12 protein-coding genes are annotated in these 19,334 nt (G+C 65.1%); 3 read left to right on the plus strand and 9 right to left on the minus strand.

The features are described 5' to 3' along the window. Positions 1-82: 82 nt before the first annotated feature. The 5 genes from A0U87_RS01125 to A0U87_RS01145 all read right to left on the minus strand — a co-directional run bounded on the left by A0U87_RS01125 (position 83) and on the right by A0U87_RS01145 (position 8,271). On the minus strand, positions 83-1,327 hold the full coding sequence (locus A0U87_RS01125; protein ID WP_048936513.1) for a nitrate/nitrite transporter: 1,245 nt from the start codon (positions 1,325-1,327) through the stop codon (positions 83-85). A 219-nt stretch (positions 1,328-1,546) separates the two neighbouring features. Further along, entirely contained in the window at positions 1,547-2,761 is a 1,215-nt protein-coding gene (locus tag A0U87_RS01130) for a CmpA/NrtA family ABC transporter substrate-binding protein (protein ID WP_048936514.1), read from the minus strand. After that, complete coding sequence (locus A0U87_RS01135; protein WP_010339138.1) at positions 2,758-3,339, minus strand: ANTAR domain-containing protein; 582 nt, start codon at positions 3,337-3,339, stop codon at positions 2,758-2,760. The genes A0U87_RS01130 and A0U87_RS01135 overlap by 4 nt, the downstream gene beginning before the upstream one ends. A gap of 74 nt (positions 3,340-3,413) precedes the next feature. Beyond that, a complete protein-coding gene (locus tag A0U87_RS01140; protein ID WP_048936515.1) occupies positions 3,414-6,368 on the minus strand; it encodes an amidohydrolase family protein in 2,955 nt (984 codons plus the stop codon). 13 nt (positions 6,369-6,381) lie between these two features. Further along, positions 6,382-8,271 (minus strand): gamma-glutamyltransferase, encoded by a 1,890-nt coding sequence (locus tag A0U87_RS01145; protein WP_122928042.1) that lies wholly within the window; start codon positions 8,269-8,271, stop codon positions 6,382-6,384. 529 nt (positions 8,272-8,800) lie between these two features. Between A0U87_RS01145 and A0U87_RS01150 the strand changes: the two genes are divergently transcribed. Beyond that, positions 8,801-11,860 (plus strand): TonB-dependent receptor, encoded by a 3,060-nt coding sequence (locus A0U87_RS01150; RefSeq protein WP_234415760.1) that lies wholly within the window; start codon positions 8,801-8,803, stop codon positions 11,858-11,860. 80 nt (positions 11,861-11,940) lie between these two features. After that, positions 11,941-13,806, plus strand: a complete 1,866-nt coding sequence (locus A0U87_RS01155) for a gamma-glutamyltransferase (RefSeq protein WP_048936518.1) — start codon at positions 11,941-11,943, stop codon at positions 13,804-13,806. A gap of 52 nt (positions 13,807-13,858) precedes the next feature. Here the strand turns inward: A0U87_RS01155 and A0U87_RS01160 are convergent, their stop codons facing one another. The 4 genes from A0U87_RS01160 to A0U87_RS01175 all read right to left on the minus strand — a co-directional run bounded on the left by A0U87_RS01160 (position 13,859) and on the right by A0U87_RS01175 (position 18,013). Continuing rightward, positions 13,859-15,304 carry an amino acid permease gene (locus A0U87_RS01160; RefSeq protein WP_048936519.1) on the minus strand — a complete coding sequence of 482 codons (1,446 nt, stop codon included), beginning with the start codon at positions 15,302-15,304 and terminating at the stop codon, positions 13,859-13,861. Positions 15,305-15,355: 51 nt separating this feature from the next. Beyond that, positions 15,356-16,006, minus strand: coding sequence for a GntR family transcriptional regulator (locus tag A0U87_RS01165; RefSeq protein ID WP_048936520.1), 651 nt, complete (start codon positions 16,004-16,006; stop codon positions 15,356-15,358). Between the two features lie 85 nt (positions 16,007-16,091). Continuing rightward, positions 16,092-17,099, minus strand: a complete 1,008-nt coding sequence (locus tag A0U87_RS01170; protein WP_048936521.1) for a 4-hydroxyproline epimerase — start codon at positions 17,097-17,099, stop codon at positions 16,092-16,094. Next, positions 17,099-18,013: a dihydrodipicolinate synthase family protein gene (locus A0U87_RS01175; protein WP_122928039.1), complete on the minus strand. Its 915-nt coding sequence runs from the start codon at positions 18,011-18,013 to the stop codon at positions 17,099-17,101. The genes A0U87_RS01170 and A0U87_RS01175 overlap by 1 nt, the downstream gene beginning before the upstream one ends. Before the next feature lie 69 nt (positions 18,014-18,082). On the opposite strand from A0U87_RS01175, the gene A0U87_RS01180 reads away from it, so the two are divergent. After that, on the plus strand, positions 18,083-19,333 hold the full coding sequence (locus tag A0U87_RS01180; RefSeq protein WP_170978337.1) for an FAD-binding oxidoreductase: 1,251 nt from the start codon (positions 18,083-18,085) through the stop codon (positions 19,331-19,333). Position 19,334 lies beyond the last annotated feature (1 nt).

Consider the following 19,334-nt stretch of genomic DNA (forward strand, 5'->3'; position numbering starts at 1 on the left):
GGATGATCGTCCCCCCTCGGACGGAAAGAGCGTGGTTCGGGGCGGCAGTCCTCAGAAGGAGGCCGCCGCCCTCCTCTCCAACTCAGATGCGGGCGCCGCTGGTCCAGTTGGCGCGCCACTTCGCCTTGACCAGCGCCACGCCCAGCAGGGCCAGCACGGCAAGACCGGCGAAGATCAGGAAGCCGGGCGCGAAGCTGCCGGTCAGTTGCTTGGCAAGGCCGAGCGAACTGGCGAGGTAGAAGCCACCAATGCCGCCGGCCATGCCGACAAGGCCGGTCATCACGCCGATTTCCGCCTGGAAACGCTGCGGCACCAGTTGGAAGACCGAACCGTTGCCGGTGCCCAGCGCCAGCATGGCCAGGACGAACAGGGCCAGCGCGCTGGCCAGTGTCGTCGCCTGCGACACGCCGGCCAGCGCCAGCGCCGCGACGACATAGACGATCATCAGCGCCTTCACGCCGCCAATCCGATCCGCCAGCGCGCCGCCCATCGGCCGTACCAGCGACCCGGCGAAGACGCAGGCTGCGGTGCAATAGCCCGCGATGATCGGGGTCAGTCCGAACTGGTCGGTGAAATAGATGGGCAGCGATGCCGCCAGCCCGACGAAGCCACCGAAGGTCACGGCATAGAAGGCCATCAGCCACCAGGCGTCCGCCGTCTTGAGCGGCTCGAAATAATCGACCAGCCGTTTGGCCGGCGGCGCATTGGGCGCATCCTTGGCCATGATCATATAGGCGACGAAAACGATCGACAGCGGGATGCAGGCAAGACCCAGCACCGCATTCCAGCCAAATGCCTTGGCCAGCATCGGCGCGAACAGCGAGGCCAGCACCGTGCCCGAATTGCCCATGCCGGCAAGGCCCATCGCCTTGCCCTGATGCTCGGGCGGATACCAGCGGCTGGCGAGCGGCAGCGCGATCGCGAAGCTGGCGCCGGCAAAGCCCAGGATCACGCCCAGAACCAATGTGCCGCCGAAGCTGTTGACGCCCATCAGCCAGGCCAGGAACAGGCCGGCGATGACGATGATCTGGCTGATCGCGCCGGACCGCTTCGGGCCGATGCGATCGACCAGCAGGCCGTTGACGACGCGAAGCAGCGCGCCGGCGAGCGTCGGTGTCGCCACCATCAGCCCCTTTTCCGCGGGCGTCAGCGCCAGCGTCTTGGCGATCATCGGCGCCAGCGGCCCCAGCAAGACCCAGACCATGAAGGCGAGATCGAAATAGAGAAAGGCGGCAATCAGGGTCGGCGCGTGGCCGGCCTTCCAGAAGCTTGTCGTGGCGGGGCCCGATGCGGCCTCCCCTTCGCGGTCCCAATAAGCAGTAGCCATGATGCGTCCCCCAACCAATGGAACTGGAAACGAAAAAAGCCGCAGGCCGGACGCGCGCACTCATGGCGTGGTCCGGTCAGCGGCTTTGCTGCGAAAAATGGATGGAATGGCGATCCCACCCTTGGGACGGCGCATTCGTCTGGACGCGCCTCGTCGCGCGATCGCTTATCTTATCCCGTAGAATGCATTATGTTGCAAGGCACAAATTCGCCCTTCATTTCAACGGAGCGGCGCAGAATCCCGCAGGAAATCCTCGATCCGTTCGGGGTCGAAGATTCGCCCGTCGAAAAAGCGATCCGGGCCAAGCGTCAGGTCGCCGCGATGCGCCCCGACCGGCATCGGGGTCGTGACCGCCCCTTCCAGCTTCATGCTCGCGCCGGGCATCGGCAGGCCGCTATCGGCCAGCGCCCGGCGGAAGATGTCCGGTCGGAAGACGGCGGCGGCGCGCGCCGCAGTTTCGGCATCATGGGCCACCATGCCCCAGCGGACCAGCTGCGAATAGATCCACAGCGCCTGGCTGCGCCAGGGGAAGGCGGTGGCTTCGCGCGCGAACAGCATGAAGTCGGGATTGGCGATTGGCACGTCGCCGCGGCGCGCCACGATCCGCCCCGACAGTGCGCGCAAGATCAACTCGGCCGGTTGATCGACATAGCGGGGGTCGGACAGGAGATCGGCAAGCGCCTCATGATGCGCCGGATCGTCGCACCAGGCGGCCGACCGGGCGAGCGCGCGCAGCAAGCGATCGACCGTTTCCGGGTTCGCCTCCAGCCAGTCCTGACGAAAGGCCAGAACCTTTTCCACGCCGCGCTGCCAGATGCGTTCGCCGATCGCGACGGTTTCAGCCAGCCCGGCCTCGATCGCCGCGCTGCCCCAAGGTTCGCCGGCGATGAAGCCGTCAATTTCACCCGCCCGCATCGCCTCGACCGTCAGCGAGGGCGGCAGCACGCGCAGCACGACATCCCGATCGGGATCGATGCCCGCGCTCGCCAGCCAATAGCGCAACATGATCGCATGGCTGGAAAAGCGGTGGACGACACCGATCACCGGCTTGCGCCGCCACAGCCCGATCGCGGCGGCGAAATCATGGGCTGTGCCCAGCGGATCAGCGAGCCGCCGGGCGATGTCCGGTTCCAGTGCCTTGGCGAAGTCCGGTGCCATCACCAGCATATTGCCGTTGACGTTGAGCTTGTAAGGCGCGGCCAGTGCGGCGGGCTGCTGGCTGAGGCCAAGCGTCACCGCCACGGCCAGCGGCGCCAGCATCTGCGCGCCCTGCACCTGGCCATAGACCAGCCGGTCGCGCAGCGTCGCCCAGCTGGTGGTCCGCACCAGATCGAGCGCGATCCCCTCTTCCTCGGCAAAGCCCCGTTCGCGCGCGACCGCCAGCACGGCCACGTCCGTCAGCGGCAGAAAGGCTATCCGCAGCAACTCGCTCATATGCCCCCTCCCAACAGGTCGCTGGCGGTAATCAGCGCCTGCGCCACATCCACGATCTTCTTGCCCTGGTTCATCGCGCTCGACCGCAGCAGCGCATAGGCATCCTGCTCGGACAGGCTGCGCTGGTTCATCAGGATCGATTTCGCCCGGTCGATGACCTTGCGGTCGGCCAGCGCGGTGCGCGCCTCGTCCAGTTCCGACTGCATGCGGGCGAAGGCATTGAAGCGCCGTACCGCCAGTTCCAGCACTGGCTTCACCCGTTCCTTGCGCAGGCCATCGACGACATAGGCGGATACGCCCGCATCGATCGCCGCGCCGATCATCGCATCATCGGACTGATCGACGAACATCGCGATCGGCCGGGCAAGCGCACGACTGACCGTCAGCATCTCCTCCAGCGTGTCGCGACTGGGGCTGCCCAGATCCATCAGCACCACATCGGGCGCCATCCGCTCCAGCCGGGCAACGAAGGCGCCGCGGGGCGGGACGATATGAATATCGTCATAGCCCGCCTCACGCAGCCCTTCTTCCAGGACCGTCGCTCTCAATCCGCTGTCGTCGATGATGACAATTCGCATGGCGCCCCTTTGGATACGCCCATAGCAGCAGTCCGACGGCTCAGGTCAATCGAAAGCGAACGGCAATCGCCGGATCATTTCCGCATGCCGCCGGCGACGATGTCGTCCACGTCATGGATGACGCCGTTCATCATCACCTTCTTCACCTTGAAGGTGTTGGCAATGTCGGCGCGCGGATCGCCGTCGACCAGCACGATGTCGGCCAGCTTCCCGGCCTCCAGCGTGCCCGCATCCAGGTTCAGATCCTTCGCCGAATTGACGGTCGCGGTCTGGAGCGCCTGGAACGGCGTCAGCCCCGCGTCGACATAGGAGGAAATCTCCGCATGGAGATTGTTGGCGATCATCGTGTCGGTGCCAGCCGTCACCAGCGTGCCGGCATCATACATCTTCTTCAGGCTCTTATATTGCCCCTCCAGCAACGGGCGCAGCATGCTGGCCATCGGATCGGCTTCGGTGATCGTTTCGCGTGCCCAGACCGGATAGAGATTGAGGCGCGGGTCGTCCTTGTAGCCGGGATGCTTGGCCAGATAGGGCGTCATCGCACCGAAATGGGTCGGCGTCAGGGTCCGGCCGCTGCGGCCGAAAAGCTGGATCACATCTTCATAGGCCATGCCCTGCGGCCCCTGCTTGGGCGAATAGCCGCGCCGGCTGGTCGCGCCCATATGCTCGGTGCCATCCACGCCGGAAAAGGCGGCCGGGAAGATTTCATGGCCGCTGACCGGTATGCCCATCTCATGGGCGGCACGCACGATCTGGCGCTGGAACAGGTCGGGCATGCGCACATAGCTCTTGATCATGTCATAATGGAGCGCGCGCATGCGGGTGAATTCCCGCTCCAGATGGGCCGGGCTGGAGACCGCCACGCCCATCTTGTAATAGACGCGCTGCCATTCGAGCAGCGGCCCGGCGACATAAAGGCGCGGCGACAGGCGCACGCCCGATTCCGCCGCCTCGCGATCCTCCACCGCATCATAGATCTGCGTACCCGGATCGCGCACCGTGGTGATGCCATAGGCAAGCCAGGCCCGTTCCAGATTGGAGCCGAAATCCTTCTGGGCATGGGAATGATGTTCGATCAGGCCGGGAATGGCGGTGAGGCCGGTGCCGTCGACGAAATGCTCCGCCTGATGAAGCGCGGGATCATGGTCGCGGATTTCGGCGATGCGATGGCCGTCGACGATGATATCCTTGTCATGCTGGGTCACGTCATGGACGGAGTCGACCAGATTGCTGACATGAATGACGGTGCGCCCGGTCGGGTTGGCGATGCGATAGGTCAGGTCCAGCGGAATGTCGGTGATCGCACCGGTTTCGGTGTCGAGCGACTTCAGCTTGTCGGCCGACTGAAACAGGATCGTCTTGTTATCGCCGGCCCAGCTCGGGAAATAGGAGATGTCGGAGGTGTAGGAGCGCGGCGGCCCCAGCGGCTTGCCGTCGGCGGCCACCGGCCAGATCTTCAGCAGCCCCTCATAGATGGCGGCCATCTTCGTCCCGTCGGGCGACCAGGCAGGGCCGCCGCCGGCGCGGGTATCCATCGACATATTGGGTTCGGGCAGTTGCCAGAAGGGTTTGCCCACGCCATCGGTCGGCACCATGTAGACCTGGTTGGTGCCCTCGCGGAAGCTGTTGGAATATTTGTAGGATAGCGGGATGGCAACATATTTGCCGTCGGGCGACCAGCTGGGGCTGCCGGGCTGGCCCAGCGATCCCTGAAGGCGGGTGATCTTGCCGGTCGCGACATCGACCACGCACAGGCCGGCAACGCCCCAGCGCCCGTCGACATCGATATAGGCGATCCGCGTGCCGTCATGCGACCAGGCGGCACCCAGCGGCTGGGTGTCGATGTCGGTCAGCCGGCGATCCTTGCCGGTCTTCATGTCGCGGATCCACAGCTGTGGCAGGCCGCCGCCCTTGTCGGAGGTATAGACCAGGCTCTGGCCATCGGGCGACCAGGCCGGATCAGTGTCGAGCGCGCCATCCTTGGTCAGATTCTCCGGCACCCCGCCCTTGGACGACATGACATAGAGATCGCCGAGCGCGGCAAAGGCGATGCGGCTGCCATCTGGCGACAGGGTCGGGTGGACAATGCCCAGCGCCTTGCGCGGCGCAGTCGAATCCCAGTCGCGCTTGGCGCGGGCGTAGCTGGGCTTCACCACCTCCAGCGTGGCAGCGAAGTTGACGGTCGACAGGCTGGTGCCCTTGCGGCTGCGGATCTTACCGTCGGACACATAATAGTAACTGCCCTTCCCCCAGGATACACGGAAGGGGAAGACATTCTCGGCGCCGCTGACGGCCTTGCCATCGACTTCGAGACGGCTCCCCTGCGCATCCTGCACCACATAGGCAAGCTCGCCGCCGGGGCCGAAGGACGGCGCATCTATCTTGCCCTGCACCTGCTTCAACAGGCTTTCCTGCCCATCGGCGAGGGCCGTGACATAAAGGGCGGTCTTGGCGCCATCCGTCCCGGAATAGGCGATGCGCGCGCCGTCGGGCGACCAGCTGGGCATGCGATCCTCGCGCCCGTTGCTGCTGACCTGCTTCATCGCGCCGCTGGCGATGTCGAGCGTCCAGATGTCGTAATTGCCGCTGCGGTCGGACGAGAAGGCGATCGTCCGGCCGTCGGGCGACCAGACCGGCTCGCGATCATCATAGGCGCCCTCGGTCAGCTTGCGCATGTCGCTGCCGTCCGGCTTGATCGTCCAGAGATCATAATTGCCGTCGCGATAGGAAAAATAGGCGAGGCGCGAACCGTCGGGCGACCAGACCGGCTGGCGGGCATCGTTGAAATAGTCGGTGATCCGCTTCGCCTTGCCGCCGCTGGTCGGGATGATCCAGAGGCTCCCCTGAAGGTCGACCGCCAGCCATTTGCCGTCGGGCGATACCGACACCGCCATGGACGTGCCTTCATGCACATCGAAGGCGATCGGGGTCTCACCGCCGGGCGGGGGCAGATTGGCGGGCTGGGCATAGGCCTGGACGGCGCCGGCCGACAACAGGGCCAGCGACAGAAGCTTGAAGGCAGATTTCATCGGATCGATCCCCTTACCAACCAAATATATAGCGTTCGCGGCGCACATCCGCGCCACCGCGCAGCGTACCGCTGCCCGGCACCACGCCGGTAGCGACGATGCCGGTCGACACCGCGAACGGCCCCAGCACGTCCAGCTTGTGACCGCGCGCGGCCAGATCGTCGCGCACCGCCTCTGGCACGCGATCCTCGATTTCCAGCACGCCCGGCTCATCCTTCTTGATGCCGAAGGAGCCGTGGAAATGATTGGAATTGATCCGCGGCGCCTCGATCGCGGCCTGGAGCGGCTGGTTAAAGGCCAGCACCCGCAGCAGCACATTCATGATCTGCTGATCCTGATTGTCGCCGCCCGGCGTGCCGATCGCCAGATAGGGCTGGCCGTCCTTGAGCACCATCGATGGCGACAGGGTCGTGCGCGGCCGCTTGCCCGGCACCAGGACATTGGGGCTTTCCGGATCAAGATCGAACACGGTCAGGCGGTTGCTCATCGGCACGCCGGTGTCGCCCGCAATATAGGCGCCGCCCAGCATCCAGCCGGAACTGGGCGTGCAGGAAAAGAGGTTGCCATCCTTGTCCACCACTTCGATCGCGGTCGTGTCGGCGGTCGGCTTGGGCGGGGCTTTCAGCATATGCGGCGTGAATTGGGGCGTGGTCCGCGCCCTGCCCTCGAATGCCCAGGGATTGCCGAAGCGATGCTCCAGCGAGGCACGCGGGCCGATCTGCTTCGCCCGCTGCGCCGCATAGTCCTTCGACAACAACCCCTTCATCGGCACCGTCGCGAACTCGGGGTCGCCAAAATACATGTTGCGATCGTCGAAGGCGAGCTTGATCGCCTCGGCAACGGTGTGGAGATAGGGCGCGGAGCCCGGCTCCATGGTCGCGATCCCGGCCGCCTCGGCAATGTTGAGCGCCATCAGCATGGCCGGCCCCTGGCTCCAGAAACCCGCCTTGCAGACCTGATAGCCAAAGACGCTGGTCATCGCCGGCGCCTCGACCTTGCCCTTGTACTTGGCCAGATCCTCGTAGCGCATCAGGCCGCCGTCCCGCTCCATCGCGGCGCCGATCCGGCGGGCGATGTCCCCCTTGTAGAAGGCATCGCGCCCGGCCTGGATCGCCGCCTTGCGATCGCCGCTCTTCTTGAACGCGGCGGCATCGGCGTCGGCAATGATCCGCATCGTGCGGGCGAGGTTGGGCTGGCGGAAAATCTCCCCGGTCTTGGGCAATTGGCCACCGGGATAATAGGCGTCGTAGGCGTCCTTATATTTGGACGTCGCCTTCTGCTGGCTGACGAACACTTCGGCCAGGAAATTATACATGACGAAACCGTCGGCCAGCTCGATGGCGGGCTGCATCACTTCATGCAGCCCCATCGTGCCGTTGAGCTGGAGCGCGAGCGCCATCGCATCGACCATCGCCGGCACGGTGCCGCCATTTGGGCCATTGCCCGGAATGACGCCGGCATCGGCGAACTTGTCGGGCGTGGCCAGCCCCGGCGCGACGCCCTGGCCGCTGATCAGCGACACCTTCTTCGTCTTGCCGTCATAGATGATGGTCGGCGCTTCGCCGCCAAAGCCGAAATGCGAAATCTCGGTCACGGCCGCGGCAAAGACCGCCGCCACGCCCGCGTCGGTCGCATTGCCGCCGGCCAGCAGGATTCGCGTCCCCGCCGCCACGGCATAATGACGCCCGGCCGCGACGATGCCGAACTGGCCGACGATTTCAGGCCGCAGCGTTTCGCCCGTGCTAACCAATCTGGTTGGCTCGATCGCCGCCTTGCCGGGCTTTGCCGGCGCATTGCCCGCCTGGGCGGAGGCCGGCCCGGCACCCGCGACCAAGGCCGCACCGGCCATGGCCGACGCCGCGAACTCCCGCCGGGTCACCCCCTGCTTTGCGTTATCGCTCATCGATGGAATCCCCTGTTTTCGGCCTGTCCGGCATCACCCGAGGGAAGGCGTTTGCCGGCCGATACGCGCAACAACGAGCCAACCCGATTTTTCCGCTATATGCCGGTAAATCCGATTTTATTTCAAAAATATTTCGAAACATATGGTGGAAATTTCACGCCCATCAGTTCTAGCGCAATGAACGCGCACAATGGTGGGTGTTGTGCCCGGAAAAAGCCTTGCCGTCGTGAGGGCGACAGCAGCAACGATTTCCCACGCAAGGGATGATGCCGGAACTCCAGTTTTTCGGGAGGGCCTGCAAATGCACTATCTGAACGGTCATCAATAAGCATGGGTCGCTGCACGCGTCGTGCGGCGCCGACATTTGCCGACCTCCCCAATCTCTGAACCGGAAAGGCACCTTTGCCTAACGGCGCGAAGCTTCAGGCTTCAACACAGGGGAACAATAATGACGAGAGAAAGAGGAAAGACGCTTTTCGCCTTAACCACCGCCCTAACCAGTGCCAGTCTCTGGGCGTTGACGGCCGGCATGGCCCAGGCCCAGTCCAGCACAGAAGCCGCCCCGCAGGCCGGTGAACCGGCCTCTGCGGAAATTGTCGTCATCGGTTCCCAGATCAAGGGCGCCAATACCGCCGGCGCGCTGCCGGTCAGCCTGGTCGGCGAAGAGCAGATCGAGGCCGTGGCCGCCGTTTCGGGCGCCGACCTCTATCGCTCCATCCCGCAACTGGGCGGCGTCACCTTCAACGAACAGGTGTTGGGCGGCGGCAACGCCAACGCCGCGCGCGGCGACGTATCGACCGTTTCGCTGCGTGGCCTGGGCCAGGGCAACACGCTGCTGCTGATCAACGGCCGCCGCACCGTGCTGCATCCGACATCCCAGGCGATCACCGGCGTGGTCGATTCCGGCGTCCCGACCTTCGGCTACAACGCCAACACCATTCCCGTCGGCAATATCGAGCGCGTCGAAGTGCTGCGCGACGGCGCGGCGGCGCTCTATGGCTCTGACGCGGTCGCCGGCGTCGTCAACAATGTGCTCCAGTCCGATTACAAGGGCGCCAAGTTCGACGTCCAATATGGCGGCGCGGAAGGCACCAATCTGCGCGAATTTGCCGCCAATGGCCTGGTCGGCTTCGACTTCAACGAAGGCCGCGGCAATATCTCGATCTTCGGCGGCTATGCCCAGAAATCGAAACTCTATCTCAGCGACCAGGATTATACCGCCAGCGTCGATCGGCGCGGCTATGTCGCCGGCACCTCCTTCGCCAATGTCGCGGCCTGGAACGGCACCAGCACCAGCACGCCCTGGGGCACCTTCCGCGTCGTCCGTCCCGGCGGCGGCGCCAATTTCCTCAACCAGACGCTCACCAGCAACGGCACTGCCTTCACCAACAGTTCGGGTCAGTTCCACATCCAGCCCAGCGCCAATGCCGGTTGCCGGATCGCTTCGGGCACGCCCGACACCTGCTATGATGACGGCAATGGCGCCACGGAAATGTCGGGCGCGGATTCTAACCTGCGCTTCAATTCGCCGGCGACCTTCGACGACCTGACCGCCCAGCCTTCGGTCAAGCGCATCAACATCTTCTCCTACATCAACTATGAACTGTCGGACGCCCTCTCCTTCTTCGGCGAGGTCGGCTTCTATCGCGGCAAGACCAGTTCGACGATCGGCGCGCCCGGCTCGCTCGCCAACATCCCGATCACCGTGGCGGCCAATGCCTATTGGAACCCGCTCGGCCCGGTCGGATCGCCCAACCGCCTGCCCGGCCTCGACCTTTCGGTGGTCCCGACCGAGGGCCTGCCGGTCCAGATCACCTCGCTCAGCTATGTCGACGTGGGATCGCGCAAGGTCGACGTGACCAATTACCAATATCGTTTCCTGGGCGGCCTGCGCGGCAGTATCGGCGATTTCGACTGGGAATCGGCCGGCCTCTACACCTGGGCCACGGCCAAGGACACGCAGGAGAATTTCTCCAACACGCTGCTGCAACAGGCGATCAACAAGACCACGCCCGACGCCTATAATCCGTTCAACGGCGGCTGTGTCGATACGCCCTCGATCGGCGACTGCACGCCCAACAGCCAGTCCACGATCGACAGCTTCATGATCGAGGCAACCCGCAAGACCCGCACCTCGCTGGCCTTGTGGGACTTCAAGGTGTCGAACGCCAATCTGCTGGGCCTGTGGGCCGACAACAGCATCGGCGTCGCGGCCGGCATCGAATGGCGGCGCGAGACCTATCATGACAATCGCTCCACCTATCAGGGCGGCATTGCCGGGGTCGACACCACCTATACCGACGCGGTCACCGGCGTCTTCTATGGCTCCGACCTTGGCGGTGCCAGCCCCAGCCCCGACGTGCGCGGCAAGCGCAACGTGAAGTCCGCCTATGCCGAACTCGCTATCCCGATCTTCAGCCCGGAAATGGAAATCCCCATGTTCCGTCGCCTGAACTTCCAGGTCGCGGGCCGTTACGAGGATTATAGCGACGTCGGGTCTGTGGCGAAGCCCAAGATCGCGGGATCGTGGGAATTGCTGGAGGGCATGATGCTGCGCGGCTCCTGGTCACAGGGCTTCCGTGCGCCGAACCTGGAGGTCATCAACACCTCCACGCTCGACCGCGTCAATGGCGGCTTCGACTATGTGCTGTGCGACGCCGATGCCCGCTCCGGGCGCGCGACCAACTTCTCCAGCGCGGTCTGCAACGTGTCGGTGCTGCGTCGCAGCGGCGGCAACCCGAACCTGAAGCCGGAAGAATCGACCAGCTGGAGCTTCGGCGCCGTGCTGTCGCCGAAACTGGGCGATGGCCTGGGCAAGGTCACCTTCACCGTCGACCGCTGGAAGATCCAGCAGAAGAATGTCGTGGGCCTGCTCGACTATCAGAATGCGCTCAACCTCGACTATCTGCTGCGCACCCAGGGCAGCAGCAACCCCAACGTCATCCGCCGCGATCCCACGGCGGACGATATCGCCCGCGTCGCCGGCACCGGCCTCGCGCCGGTCGGCGAACTGCTCTACGTCGTCGCCAATTTCCAGAATCTGCTGCCGGTCACCGTTCAGGGCATCGACTTCAATCTGGACTATTTCCTGCCCACGACGTCGGTCGGCACCTTCTCGCTCAACGTGAATGCCTCGCGCCTGATCAGCTATTATGTCGACGCCCCGGCGGGCGTGCAGCAGGTGATCGCAGGGCAGGCCGCTGGCGAGATCAATGCCGGCGTGCCGATCCAGGGCGGCGGCGACGTGATCGGCCGCGATGGCCAGCCGCGCTGGCGGCTTTCGGCAACCTTCGACTGGTCGCTCGGCCCGTGGAAGATCGGCGCCTTCACCCAATATATCGACAGCGTCTATGAAAATGGCGTGCGCGATGCGTCCGCCAATCCCTGGACGGTGAAGGGCCAGACGACGGTCAATCTCTATGGCCAATATACGTTCAAGAATGACGGCCCATTGAACGGCACCACCGTCCAGATCGGCGCGCGCAACATCTTCGACAAGGATCCGCCACTGGCATCGGGCGGCTATCTGTCGAACCTCTACCAGCCGCAGGCGCGCTACTGGTACACCAGCCTGAAGAAGGTCTTCTAAAGGCTTGCAAGACATGGGCACGGCGCGATGCTGCCGTGCCCATTTTCTCCTTTTCCCTTCCCCTGCAAGGTCGCTCCGCCATGTCCGATACGCCCCCATCCTTCCTGGATCGCCGCGAAATGCTGGCCGCCGGCCTTGCCGGCATGGCGCTCTCCACCCTGCCCGGCCGCGCTTTGGCCCAATCGGGCGCACGCGCGCCCGACGCGCCCCGCACCGGCAGCGCCAGCGTCGCCGCGCACCGGGTCGAAGTGCCCATGCCGCATGGCGGCGTGACGGCAGGTCATCCGCTGGCCGCCATGGCCGGCACCCGCATGCTGATGCAGGGCGGCACCGCCGCCGATGCCGTGGTCGCGGCGATGGCGGTCATGAACGTGGTCGAACCCTGGGCATCCAGCGCGGGCGGCAACGGCTTTGCCACCTGCCTCGATCGCAAGACCGGCAAAGTCCAGTCGCTGGCCTTCACCGGCGGCGCGCCGCGCCTGCTCGATCCCGATGGCGATCCCAAGGCGCTGGACCATGGCCCCAAGGCACTGACCGTGCCGGGCGCCTTTGGCGGCTGGATCGCGCTGGCCCGCCGGTTCGGCAAATTGCCGCTTTCGACCCTGCTCGAACCGGCGATCGGCTATGCCCGCGACGGCCATCCGCTCGATGCATCCATCGCAATGTTCATCACGCGCGCGCAAAAGACATTGGCGCTCTACCCGACCAGTGCGGCGATCTTCCTGCCCGGTGGCCAGCCCCCGGCCCCGCGATCAATCTTCCGCAATCCCGATCTCGCCCGTAGCTTTCAGGCCCTTGCCGATGCGGAGAGCCAGGCGCTCAAGGGTGGCGCCGATCGGGATCGCGCCTTGCAGGCGGCGCATGACTATTTCTACACCGGCCCGATCGCGCAGGAATTTGCCCGCTTCTCGAAGGAGACCGGCGGCTGCCTGCGGCTCGATGACCTCAAGGCCTATCAGCCGCGCTGGGACGATCCGGTGACGACCAATTATCGCGGACTGGACGTCTATTGCAGCCCGCTGACCTCGCGCACGGGGCTGGAATTGTGCGAGCAACTCAATCTGGTCGAGGGGTTCGACCTCGCCGCACTGCCCGCCGACGATCCGCTCTTCACCCATTATCTGATCGAGGCGATCAAGGTCGCGAAGGCCGATGTCTATAAATATGCCGCCGATCCCAAATTCGCGCAGACGCCGGTCGAGGGACTGCTGTCCAAGCGTTTCGCCGCCGAGCGACGCAAGCTGATCGATGCCGCCCGTGCGGGCCTCTATCCCGATGGCGGCAATGCCGCCGCCTTCGACCGGGCCGCGCTGGAGCGGGCACGGCAGGATTTCGCCCATCAGGGCGACGACCATACGCGCGGCGGCGACACCACCAGCCTGTCGACGGTCGATGCCGACGGCAATGCCATCGCGGTCACGACGACGGTCGGCGGCGGCTTCGGCACCTTCCTGGTGATGGGCAATACCGGCATATTGTTCAACAACGGCCTGCGCCTGGGGTCATCCGCCCCCTATGCCGGCCATCCCAACAAGGTCGCGCCGGGCAAGATCGCCCTGCTCGGCAATGGCCCGACCATCCTCCTCGACAAGGGCCGGCTGAAGCTGGTCTTCGGATCGCCCGGCGGCGAGACGATTGGCCAGACCCAGTTCCAGTTCCTGGTCAATGTCGTCGATCGCGGCCTGCCGATCCAGGCCGCGATCGAGGCGCCACGCTTCGCGCTCGACGCCGATCCCAATTTCTACAGGCCCGGCGCGGCGATCACCGTTCAGGCAGAACGGCGCTTCCCGGACGCCACGATCCAGCGCCTGACCGCGATGGGGCACAACATCGAACTGGTCGGCCCCTATGCGATCGGCAGCGTGCAGGGCATATTGGCCGATGCGTCGGGCGCCCGCATGGCCGGCGCCGATCCCCGACGCATGGGCTATGCTGTGGGCTATTGAGCAAGCCGGCCAGTCGCGGCGACGCGGCTGACCGGCTTGCGTTACGGTTGTCCTATTCCGGCAAGCCTTCCTCGCTGGCCGCATGGCCGGTGGTGCGCAGCAGGCTGCGACCCCGACTATAGGCAAAATAGAGGGCCAGGCCGACGAGGTTCCACAGGCCGAAACGCAGCAGCGTCTTTTCCGGCAGGCTGATCAGCAGATAGATGCAGCCGATAATCGCCAGCGTACCGACCAGATAGGGCTGCGGGCAGCGGAAGACGCGCGGCATTTCCGGCGCCTTGCGGCGCAGCGCCATCATGCAGCCGGCGACCGCGATGAAGGCGATCAGCGTGCCGGCATTGGCCAGTTCGGCGATCTCGTCGAGGCGGAAGAAGCCGGCAACGGCCGCGACGAAGACACCGGTGATCGCGGTGATGCGGGCGGGCGATCCGGTCTTTTCCGACACCTTGCTGAGCGAACGCGGCAGCAGGCCGTCGCGCGCCATGACGAAAAAGATGCGGCTCTGGCCATACATCATGACCAGGATGACGGAGGGCAGCGCGACCAGCGCAGCGCCCGCCACCAGCCAGGCGGCGACCGGATGCTCCAGCGTGCGCAGCACCAGCGCCAGTGGTTCGGACGAACCGGCCAGCGCCCGATAGTCGAGCGCGCCGATCGCGGCGACCGCGACCGCCATATAGATGAGGGTGCAGACCGCCATCGATCCGACGATGCCGATGGTGAGGTCACGGCCGGGATTACGCGCTTCCTCCGCCGAGGTCGCGACCGCATCGAAACCGTAGAAGGCGAAGAAGACGATCGCCGCCGCCGCCATCACGCCGCGGGTCATGCCATCTTCCACATGGCTGACGAAGCCATAGGGCATGAAGGGCTGGAGATGGTCGGACTGGAAGGCGGGCAGCGCCAGCGCGACGAAGGCGGCGAGCGCGGTCAGCTTGATGACGACCAGAACGATGTTGAGCGTCGCGCTTTCCCGCGTGCCGGCGATCAGCATGCCCGCGATCGCCAGTGCCACAAGCACGGCGGGCAGGTTGACGATGCCGCCGCCATGCGGCCCGGCCAGCAGCATCGGCGGCAGACTGATCCCCGCCTGCTGGATCCAGCCGACCAGATAGCCCGACCAGCCGACCGCCACCGTGCTGCACGCCAGCGAATATTCCAGGATCAGGCTCCATCCCACGACCCAGGCCAGCGTCTCGCCCAGCACCGAATAGGTGTAGGTATAGGCACTGCCTGCGGTCGGGATCAGCGTGGCCAGTTCGGCATAGGCCAGCGCCGCGCAGGCGCACACGGCCCCTGCAATGGCGAAGGCCAGGATCACCGCCGGCCCCGCCCGGTCGGCGCCCACGCCGGTCAGCGTATAGATGCCGGTGCCGACGATCGCCCCGACCCCCAGCGCGATCAGATGCGGCCAGGACAATGTCTTGCGCAACTGCTGATGCTGCGCGTGATGACCGGCGCCGATCGGCTTGATCGGTCCCCAAAATCCAGTGCTCAACCGAAATTTCCTTCCCTGTTCTTATGGACGTTCCGGTTGCTCGGTTATGGTTCAGTCGTCGGCGTCGAGCTGAACCATGAGATCGTCCATGGTTTTGCGGATATGTGCGACCGTGAGTTCGCGGATCAGTTGGCCGTCGCGGGCGAGCCAGGCGTCGAGCATCTCGCGATGTTCGTCATTGGCGCGTTCGTCGCGGCCAAGCGGCTCCAGATGCTTGCGGACATAGCGTTCCGACAGGATATGGAGCCGTTCGAGAATATTGACCGACAGCGGCTGGCTGCTGGGACGCAGCAACGCCATGTGGAAGGCGCGGTTGAACGCCCCCACCCCGTCGCCACCTTCGTCGGTGACCTGATAGAGGGTGGCCAGCGTGTTGATCGCCGCCTGATGCTCCGCCTCGTCCGCCCGTTCGGCGGCCAACGCCATCACATCGGGCTCCAGCTTCAGGCGCAGCGCATAGACTTCGTCCGCCTCCACCCGGTTGAGGCTGCGCACGAAGAAACCGCGATTGGCCTGCGACTTGAGCAGCCCTTCCTGCTCCAGTCGGGCGAGTGCCTCGCGCAGCGGAATCTTGCTGATCCCCAGTTCGGCGGCCAGCGCGTCCTGACGGATCGGCCCGTCGGGCGGCACCCGGCCGGACAATATGCGCTCACGGACAAGATCGACCAGCTGGTCGGACAGGTTTCGGATGACTAGGCTCATGCGGCGAACATAGCACAGAGCGGATGGCGGAATACAACTTCGTATATGATGGACGATCCCTTCCGTCCGCTCTGCAATGACCGTCTCATACGACCGTGAAGCCGGCCCAGAACGGGTCTTCGCGATCGACCCAGATGGTGTTGAAGCCGGTGGCGATCGCCGATCCTTCGATCGAGGGAATGATCGCCTTCTGGTCCCCGATCATCGTCTCGGCCTCGACCCGACCGATGAAGCGGCTGCAAATATAGCTTTCATGCACGAACCGGTCGCCGACCTTCAGCTTGCCCTTGGCCGCCAGATGCGCCAGCCGCGCCGACGTTCCGGTGCCGCAGGGGCTGCGGTCGATCGCCCGCTCGCCATAGAAGACGGCGTTGCGACCGTCCGCACCCTCGCCCTTGGGCTGGTCGGCCCACAGGACATGGCTCACCCCCTTGATGCTGGGTTCGAGCGGATGGACCGGCTGATATTGCGCGCGCACCAGTTCGCGAATGGTGCGGCTCAGTTCCACGATGCGCGATGCACCGAGGTCGTCGAGGCCGGCATAGGCGCCCTGCGGTTCGACGATCGCGTAATAATTGCCGCCATAGGAGACATCGACGCTGAGCGGACCGAAGCCCGGCACATCGATTGCGATCCCCTCCGCCGCCAGATAGGCGGGGACATTGCGGATCTTGACCGATGTCACGCGCTTGCCGTCGGTCGTGTAATCGATGTCGATGACGCCGGCTGGCACTTCGACCCGCAGCCTGCCCGGCGTCGCCGGCTGGATCAGGCCATTTTCCAGGCCGAACGTCACCATGCCGATGGTGCCATGGCCGCACATCGGCAGGCAGCCGCTGGTCTCGATGAAGAGAATACCGATGTCGGTATCGTCGCGCGTCGGCGGATAGAGAAAGCCGCCCGACATCATGTCATGGCCGCGCGGCTCGAAGCAGAGACTGGTGCGGATCCAGTCGAAGCGGTCGAGAAAGTCCAGGCGGCGTTCCGCCATGGACTTTCCCTTGAGCAGCGGCGCGCCGCCCGCGACCAGACGGACGGGATTGCCCGCCGTATGGCCGTCTATGCAGAAGAAGGTGTGGCGCACCGCGGACATCAGACCGCCGTCAGGCTGGGCTGGGTGGCAGCGCACTGCTCGACCCAGCGGATGACGTCGGCGCGGCGCTGGCCTTCCAGCGGCATGCGCGGCAGGCGAACATGCTCGGTGCCGCGTCCCATGATGCTTTCGGCCAGCTTGATCGACTGGACCAGATCATGATCGGCATCGAGGTGCAGCAGCGGCATGAACCAGCGATAGATGCGCAGTGCTTCTTCCAGATCGCCCCGGTTGATCGCCGCGACCAGCGCCACGGATTCGCGCGGGAAGGCGCTGGTGAGACCGGAAATCCAGCCATGCGCGCCCAGCAACAGGCCCTCGAACGCAACATCGTCCAGGCCCGCCATCAGGATATAGCGGTCGCCAAAGGCGTTGATCAGGTCGGTGAAGCGACGCGGATCGGGCGCGCTTTCCTTGACCGCGACGATGTTGGGCGTGTCGGCGAGGCGGGTGAGCGCGTCGATGCCGATATTCACCCGATAGGCCGGCGGGTTGTTGTAGAGCATGATCGGCAGCGACGTCGCCTTGGCCACCGTCTCGAAATGGGTGCAAAGTTCGCCCACGGTCGGCACATAGACCATGGCAGGCAGCACCATCAGCCCGTCGACGCCCAGCTTTTCGGCGTCCTGCGCGAAGGCAGCGGCACGACGGGTGGTGAATTCGGACACGCCGACCAGGATCGGCACGCGGCCGTCCACGACCTCGACCGCCGCCTGGACGATTGCGCGCTTTTCTTCCGGCTCCAGCGAGTTGTTCTCACCACAGGTGCCGGCGATGATGAGACCGTCGACGCCATCCTTCACCAACGCATCCAGGACAGCCTGGGTAGCGGGGATATCAACGTCCAGATCGGGGGTGAACTGGGTGGTGGCGGCAGGGTAGACACCACGCCACGTCAATTTTGAGGAATTCACATAAGCCTCCGTTGAAACTGAGGATCGTATACGGTATCTAATCGTCAACGCCAAGTGAAAAGAAGTCAATTGACCCAACAAGCGATCATCATCGGCGGCGGCATCGTCGGAACATCCTGCGCTATCCGATTGCAGGAAAAGGGAATTTCAACACTGCTGATCGAACGGGAAAACCCGCTGCGCGGTGCATCCTGGGGCAATGCAGGCCATGTCGCGGTCGAGCAGATCGATCCGCTCGCATCGATGGCAACGGTGAAGAGCTTCCCCCGGCGACTGTTCTGGCGCGGCGGCGCCCTCGGCCTGCCCTGGCGCGACGTCGGCCGCTGGGTGCCCTTTTCACTGCGCCTGTTGAATGCCGCGCGCCCGTCGCGCTTTGCGGCAGGACGCAAGGCGTTGAAAGCCATGCTGGGTCAGGCGATGCCGGCCTGGCATCGGATCGACGCGTTGTGCGCGGGGCCGAGCCGCCTGATTGAGGATGGGCATTTCATCGTCTGGGAAAGCGAGGCGAGCGCGCTGGCCGGGCGCCGTGCCTGGATGGCCGCCGATTGCGGCACGGCGCGCTTCCGCGATGCGACGGCGCGTGAGCTTGCCCTGCTCGAAGCTCTGTTCCCCCATCCGATCATCGGCGCGATTCGCTGCGAGGGCAGTGGCCGCATTGCCGACCCGACCCGGCTGGCGCAGGATCTGAGGGATGCGCTGCTGGCGGCAGGCGGGCGGATCGAGCAGGCGGAGGTTAGCGCGCTTACCACCCGTGATGGACAGGCGCAGGTGCAGCTGGCCGACGGCCAGACGCTGGACGCGGACCATATCATCGTCGCGACCGGCGCAGCATCGGATGTCCTGCTACGCCCGATGGGCCACAAGGTGCCGATCATCGCCGAACGCGGCTATCATCTGCAGACGCCAACCGCGCCCAAAGGCTGGCCGATGGACATGCCGCCGGTGGTGTTCGAGGATCGATCGATGATCGTCACCCGGTTCGAGAGTGGGCTCCGCGCGGCGAGCTTCGTCGAATTTTCCAGCCTCTCCGCCCCGCCCGACCCGCGTAAATGGCAGCGGCTGCGCACCCATGCCGCGGCACTGGGCCTACCGATCGAGGTGGATGCCAGGCCCTGGATCGGCGCGCGCCCGACCCTGCCCGATTATCTGCCCGCGATCGGCCGGAGTGACCGGGCGGAAAACCTGCTCTATGCGTTCGGCCACCAGCATCTGGGGCTGACATTGGGACCACTGACCGGGGAAATCATCGCCGCGCTTGCCACCGGCGCACCGCCGCCGGTCGACGCCACGCCCTTTTCGCTCCGCCGCTTTGAAGGATAGA

Origin of the sequence: Sphingobium sp. MP9-4, assembly GCF_005281675.1 — a bacterium.
Lineage (GTDB): Bacteria > Pseudomonadota > Alphaproteobacteria > Sphingomonadales > Sphingomonadaceae > Sphingobium > Sphingobium yanoikuyae.

Excerpts from the sequence above, each read along its gene's own strand:
- A0U87_RS01125 (WP_048936513.1), bottom strand. The coding sequence starts at position 1,327 with ATGGCTACTGCTTATTGGGACCGCGAAGGGGAGGCCGCATCGGGCCCC.
- A0U87_RS01130 (WP_048936514.1), bottom strand. The coding sequence starts at position 2,761 with ATGAGCGAGTTGCTGCGGATAGCCTTTCTGCCGCTGACGGACGTGGCC.
- A0U87_RS01135 (WP_010339138.1), bottom strand. The coding sequence starts at position 3,339 with ATGCGAATTGTCATCATCGACGACAGCGGATTGAGAGCGACGGTCCTG.
- A0U87_RS01140 (WP_048936515.1), bottom strand. The coding sequence starts at position 6,368 with ATGAAATCTGCCTTCAAGCTTCTGTCGCTGGCCCTGTTGTCGGCCGGC.
- A0U87_RS01145 (WP_122928042.1), bottom strand. The coding sequence starts at position 8,271 with ATGAGCGATAACGCAAAGCAGGGGGTGACCCGGCGGGAGTTCGCGGCG.
- A0U87_RS01150 (WP_234415760.1), top strand. The coding sequence starts at position 8,801 with ATGGCCCAGGCCCAGTCCAGCACAGAAGCCGCCCCGCAGGCCGGTGAA.
- A0U87_RS01155 (WP_048936518.1), top strand. The coding sequence starts at position 11,941 with ATGTCCGATACGCCCCCATCCTTCCTGGATCGCCGCGAAATGCTGGCC.
- A0U87_RS01165 (WP_048936520.1), bottom strand. The coding sequence starts at position 16,006 with ATGAGCCTAGTCATCCGAAACCTGTCCGACCAGCTGGTCGATCTTGTC.
- A0U87_RS01170 (WP_048936521.1), bottom strand. The coding sequence starts at position 17,099 with ATGTCCGCGGTGCGCCACACCTTCTTCTGCATAGACGGCCATACGGCG.